Annotated in this window: 5 protein-coding genes, 1 other RNA gene and 2 pseudogenes; 2 read left to right on the top strand and 6 right to left on the bottom strand. The window is 27.2% G+C overall.

Annotated features, from left to right (window positions below; genetic code table 11):
* Positions 1–238: pseudogene (locus tag F811_RS0100760) on the bottom strand (hypothetical protein); the annotation flags it as partial.
* A 409-nt stretch (positions 239–647) separates the two neighbouring features.
* Between F811_RS0100760 and ssrA the strand changes: the two are divergent.
* Both ssrA and F811_RS0100755 read left to right on the top strand, forming a co-directional pair.
* Positions 648–1,000: a transfer-messenger RNA gene (ssrA, locus tag F811_RS16285) on the top strand.
* Between the two features lie 23 nt (positions 1,001–1,023).
* The gene (locus tag F811_RS0100755; protein WP_020003405.1) at positions 1,024–1,557 is read left to right on the top strand and encodes a hypothetical protein; all 534 of its coding nucleotides are present in this window, start codon (positions 1,024–1,026) and stop codon (positions 1,555–1,557) included.
* Positions 1,558–1,662: 105 nt separating this feature from the next.
* On the opposite strand, the gene F811_RS0100750 is transcribed toward F811_RS0100755, so the two are convergent.
* From F811_RS0100750 to F811_RS16655, 5 genes and pseudogenes are all read right to left on the bottom strand, one after another.
* The gene (locus F811_RS0100750; RefSeq protein ID WP_020003404.1) at positions 1,663–3,249 is read right to left on the bottom strand and encodes a glycoside hydrolase family 57 protein; all 1,587 of its coding nucleotides are present in this window, start codon (positions 3,247–3,249) and stop codon (positions 1,663–1,665) included.
* A 129-nt stretch (positions 3,250–3,378) separates the two neighbouring features.
* Positions 3,379–3,765, bottom strand: coding sequence for a Fur family transcriptional regulator (locus F811_RS0100745; protein WP_020003403.1), 387 nt, complete (start codon positions 3,763–3,765; stop codon positions 3,379–3,381).
* Between the two features lie 124 nt (positions 3,766–3,889).
* Positions 3,890–4,441 carry a hypothetical protein gene (locus tag F811_RS0100740; RefSeq protein WP_020003402.1) on the bottom strand — a complete coding sequence of 184 codons (552 nt, stop codon included), beginning with the start codon at positions 4,439–4,441 and terminating at the stop codon, positions 3,890–3,892.
* Between the two features lie 68 nt (positions 4,442–4,509).
* The gene (locus tag F811_RS0100735; protein ID WP_020003401.1) at positions 4,510–5,184 is read right to left on the bottom strand and encodes a late competence development ComFB family protein; all 675 of its coding nucleotides are present in this window, start codon (positions 5,182–5,184) and stop codon (positions 4,510–4,512) included.
* Between the two features lie 372 nt (positions 5,185–5,556).
* Positions 5,557–5,874 (bottom strand): annotated as a pseudogene (locus F811_RS16655) (Rpn family recombination-promoting nuclease/putative transposase); the annotation flags it as partial.

Here is a 5,874-nt window from a genome sequence, read left to right as displayed (position 1 = left end):
CCAATATATACCATTTGCCTTGATATTTGAACTTCCTCTGAAAACCTCCGAATACTTCGCCGTCTTTAGCAGGTATTGGATTAACATCAACATGACTTGGTATTGTGTCTTCAGGCAATCTAAAATCAGTTGGAGGAGGTATATGTGTAGGGCTTAAAATATTAATCCCCTTACATGAAACTATCAAAACTATTATAAAAATTAGTAAAAACAATATTAAATACAATCTATTTTTCATAAGTATAGCCCCTATTTTTAAAAAATAGTAAAATTCTTTAATAAATATATTCTGTATATAAATACAATAACCTTTGATTATAAAATTATTGCTTCAATTATTAATACGTATAAATAAAAAAATACCTGTAAAAATTTTGTATTTTTTTGATTATTAATTTTTAAAAATAAATTTATTGTTAAAACAATATTCATCAAAAATATTTACTTTAGAAATATTGAGACAGCAGTATGTATATTGATTGAATATTAAAAGTGGAAGTCTATAAGATATATTTCAAAAACAACTATAAAGATAATGCTTTTTTATACTAAAAAATGTACATAAATACACTCCTAAACATTTTTTTCAAAATAATATATTGACATTTTTTTTATCAATGCTATAATGAAAATATAGTTCTTTGAAAGGGGATGCTCCGGCTTCGACTGCGATGGTTGGAACGTATTTTGCATAGCTGTGCTAGGTGTACGCACATTAATATCATACCAAACAATAAGTGCAGACGAATACGCACTTGCAGCTTAATTGAAGTTGCCGCTGATTAAGCAATTTGTCTATGGGTTGTTTTTTCGGTGTCAAAACACATAGAACTTGTATTAGGTGCTGTAAGAGCCTGATATTACGTATACTCTTACTAGTTTTATAGCTTTTCTGCTTGTCTTCTACCTATAAAGCGAAACTCTTAAAGATAAGATATGCTATGTAGACGAATATGGTACGCTTCGTAGGACGCGGGTTCGAGTCCCGCCATCTCCATATTTTTTATAAGTAAGTTGTCATTTATGAAAAAAATAATAAAATTTAATCTACTTATTTTTTTATTTATAAGCGTATTTTCTATTCCATTATTTGCTAAATGGGAGATTAATATTGATAATGATCTAATGTTTATAATGAATTTTGATAACAAATATGAATCAGTATTAGGAATTGGGATAGATACTTCAATAGCTGATAATTGGTTATCAGCATATGATAATCATCAAATTGCTGTTGTTTTATTATATAGTGATAAAATAATATCTGAAAATGAATTATATTTACGTATAAAGAAAAAATCAAATAATTATATTACATATTCAATTTCTGATAAAGATGTTATTGAAGATAATGAATCAACATATATTGGAATAGGTATAAATACAGATGATGGAATTAGGGCTAATAATCTAATAAATATACTGCTTGATTCATTAGAGGTAGAGTTATACAGCAATGATGAATTATTGGGATATTTTAACTTAAAAGGTTTAAGAGAAGCATTAGAGGAAAATCTAGGCGATACAGAGTGGTACATTCAAAAAATAAAAAATTAATTATAAAATAGTTTAATATTACTTTTTAATTCAGTTTATATAAAATAAAAAAAGAGCATGCATACTAAATATACATGCTCTTTCATTTTTTCTATTAAATTATTTTTAACTGTATATTCTAAAATCCATCTCTGGGAATATATCATCACGCCACTCTATCTTTCTAAGCCATTCTTCGTTTAAATCTCTGTTTTTAATAGCATAGTAGAGATCAGTAAATCTTCTAATATAGAGTTTTGTTATATTAACAGCATAATCAACCATAGTACCTGTATGCATAATGAAAGCCCAGTCGCTGCTTTGAGCAAGCAATAATTCTCTTGCTGCCTGATTCAATGCTCTTTCATAAAGCCCGGTTTCATTATAGTAATCATGAGCTAATTCTATCATACGTTCAGCTGCTTTATGCAAATGTCTGTATATCCAGCCATTGCTTCCATTAAGCCAAACCTCTCCGTATCCATTAGCCCCCCAGCTAGACATAGAAGGCATTGATATTTGATTTACAGGGTGTCTTTCCAAATATTCTTTAGGAGTTATAGTTTCTATTGTATCCTGATCATGATGTATCTTTCTCATTAAGAACTCTATAAACATAGGTCCTTCATACCACCAGTGTCCGAAAAGCTCAGCATCATAAGGAGATACTACTATAGGAGGTCTGTCCATTACAGAAGCTAAATATTCAATTTGTTTTTCTCTGTTAAACATAAAGTTGCCTGCATGGTCCCCTGCAGCTTCCATAGCCCACTGTGGGTTATAAGGTTCTTTAGGGCAGTCTTTACCTGTAATTCTATAGTATTTTATTCCAGTATTTTTTCTAAGCCCATTGCTTTGTATAAAGTCTTTAATATACTCAAAAGGCAAGTCATAACCAATATCTCTATAGAATTCTCTGTATCTAAAATCGCCCGGATAACCTACTTCGGCACTCCATACGCTTCTTGAACTTTCAATATCCCTTCCAAAAGCAGCTACCCTACTCTCTCTAGAACAATATAAAGGCGCATAAACTCCGTATTTTGGAACTTTATCAGCATACATTATACCATGCGTATCAACAAAGAAATATTTTAAACCATTGTTTGCAAGATGTTTTTCAAGCCCCGGAAAGAATCCGCATTCTCCAAGCCATATTCCAGTAGGTTTTCTACCCATATGTTTTTCATGGGTTTTTACAGCCATTTTTAATTGGGCTTCTATTGCTTTAGGATATTCCTGCATAAATGGGAAAAATCCATGCGTAGCACCGCAGGTAATTATCTCTAAATTTCCCCTCTCCAAAAAGTATCTGAATCCGTTTAATATATTTTTATTGTATTTATAAACAAAAATATCTCTTATCTTTTTGAACTTTTCTCTATAAAACTCAGCAGTATGATGAAAATTTGGGTCTAATGAAGTTCTTTCGCATTCCATTTCAGATAGTTTAATTAATTTCTCTATATAATTAACATATCTATTTTGAAGCAGCTCATTGGCTAACATATTCATAAGAGGAGGAGTTACGCTCATAGTTATTTTAAAGTTTATACCATCATTAACCATTCTATCATAAGCGTCTAATAAAGGTATATAAGTCTCTGTAATAGCTTCATAGAGCCATTCTTCCTCTAAAAAATTTTCATGTTCAGGGTGTCTCACATAAGGTAGGTGAGCATGAAGCACTAAAGCTAAATAGCCTTTTGACATAATTATTCCTTCAATTAAAAATATTATATATAATTAGTATATAAAATATAAATATTAAAATCAAGACTTCAAATATAGTTTTATCAATAAAAAATAAGCATTAACAATTCTTTTCAAATACATAAAGTATTAAGAATCTTTACATTTCTTACATATTCCAGTAAATACTATATCATGTTTAAATACTTCTACATCATACTCTTTTGAAACTAATTCATCTAGCCTTTTTTGATATTCCATAGGTATATCTAATAACTTTTTGCATTTGCTGCATTGAAAGTGATAGTGTTCATTTGTAATATGATCAAAACGTACTGCATCATCTATAACTGAAAGTTTTTGTATTTCTTTAGTTTCTGATAATAGATTTAAATTTCTATATACAGTACCTAAACTTATAGATGGAAAATTGGGTTTAATATAATTATAAACTTCTTCGGAAGTTGGGTGATTTTTCAATTCTCTTACAGCATTTAATATAACTTGCTTTTGTATAGTGTTTCTTGTATTATTCATAATGATAATTTCCTTATGATATAAAAAAAATAATTAATAATAAATCTTATTTAGTAATATAAATATATAATCAAGTAAATTTTTTGTCAAGAAAAAAATATAATATTTTACTAAATCATGAATACTAAAATATGTTTAAATTAACATAATCTATAGTTAAACTATCAGAATTATCTAAATAAGTTTTTGTTATGATTATTTTATATGTGTCTGACTTATGTGTATAAACTTCAGATAAAGTATTACCGTTAGTATCATCTAGTAAATATTTTTCAAGCTGTATATTGTTGGAAGATAAACTGCTTAAAACATTTTCAAGAAAAACATCAGTATTATTAGAACTATTAATCGTTATTTGACCTATAGAATTATTATCAGTAAAAACCACAAGCTCTGCTTCATTTTCTCTTATTTTGATAGTCTTTCTTAAGATATTATTGGCTATAAAAGCTCTGTCAATATCAAACATCTCAGATAAACTATCAAGCGAATCCTTAAAAGAAAGAGACGCCAAAGTTTTTATATCATTATTCCCATAAGTTATTATATTATAATAAGTAAAAGGGCTTGTTATAGTTACAGCTTCATAAGAGTCCATATTTTTATGAATTAAATTTGCTATTACTATAAAAATAACCAAAAAGCAGGCAAATACTATAAATCTAATTACTTTCATTAACTTCTCTTAAATAAATAAAGATTATATTAAAAATAATAACCAATCATTATTTAAAATAGATATATTTAACTAGGTATATTATGATTTTCTATTAAAAGTATATCATTAACCTCTTCTATAGAAAATAAAGGCATATCGCCTGCATTATAATACGATGGTTTTATCTTAAATGATAATACGCTTTCATACTGCATAAATTTTTCAGATTCTATAACAATATCCAAATTAACTTCTACTTCTTCATTAGAATCAACTTTTTTAGGCATAAAACAAAACATAAACTTTCCAGGAACATTGCTTGATACTATAGCAGGATTAGGAAAATTAACCCCATAACCCTGAAGTATCTTTCCTTCGCAAAATATATAAACTAAGGCATTATCTATTTTTTCAAAATTATTGGAAGCAGTAATATTACCCATTATACTAGGATAAGTTAAATAATAGCCGCTTTCATCTATAGAAGGAACGGATTCCAATAAAGTATTTTCTTTTCTTCTGCTCACTATATCGCAGGCATCTGCTATAATACTTAGTATCTCTGTATTGCTTTGAATAGAATCTCTATTGTAGCTGTGAAGCACTCCTCTGGCACTTGTAACATATTGAGGCTGAACTCTATTTAAAGTATATGCTATAATATCCATACGCATATTGGTATTAACAGGAATATTTTTTTCTTTCAAATATGAATCTGCCAATTTTGACACTTTTTGTTCCATAAGATTTACTAAATACATAAAAACCGCCCTCCGAAGCTAATAACATTATACAAAACAAACCGTTATTTGTCAAAACAAATTTATAATTACAGTGTAATTTTTTTAACTTATTAAAACAATGATTTTCTTAAATTAATAACAAATATAAACATAAAGTATAAAATTATGATAAATAAATAATAATTTAGAACTGTTTCAAATTTGATAAATATTTATAATTATTATAGTATATTTAAATTTATATCAGGTTTTTACATTTGTTCTTTATACAATATAGAAAATTTAATTATGAGTTTATAGTATTAGTTTATGAATATCAAAAAATTATTGTTTTAAAATATAAACTTGCAAGCAAATATATTATTACATTTTGTTATTTTAGTCATATATTTATAATTTTTCTATTTTTTCTATACTCAAACCTGTTACTTTACTTATAATATTAATATCTATATTTTCTTTTTTCATATTTTTAGCCAATGAATATTTTTCTCGTTCTATACCTTGTTCTATACCTTGTTCTATACCTTCTTTTATACCTTCTTCTTTTCCTAATCTTCTTTCTTCATCAAGCATTATCTGATTGCCGTATAAATAAGCCTCTTTTTTCTCATATTCCATCATCATTAATCTGCTTTTAACAAAATTATTATATTTTTTCTGCACTTCTTCCATTATAGGTTTTTCTTTTACTATTTCAGACATAGA

The organism is Brachyspira innocens ATCC 29796 (assembly GCF_000384655.1).
GTDB classification, from domain to species: domain Bacteria; phylum Spirochaetota; class Brachyspiria; order Brachyspirales; family Brachyspiraceae; genus Brachyspira; species Brachyspira innocens.
The sequence above is the reverse complement of the archived record's forward strand: the minus strand, read 5'-3'. Positions and strand labels throughout refer to the sequence as shown.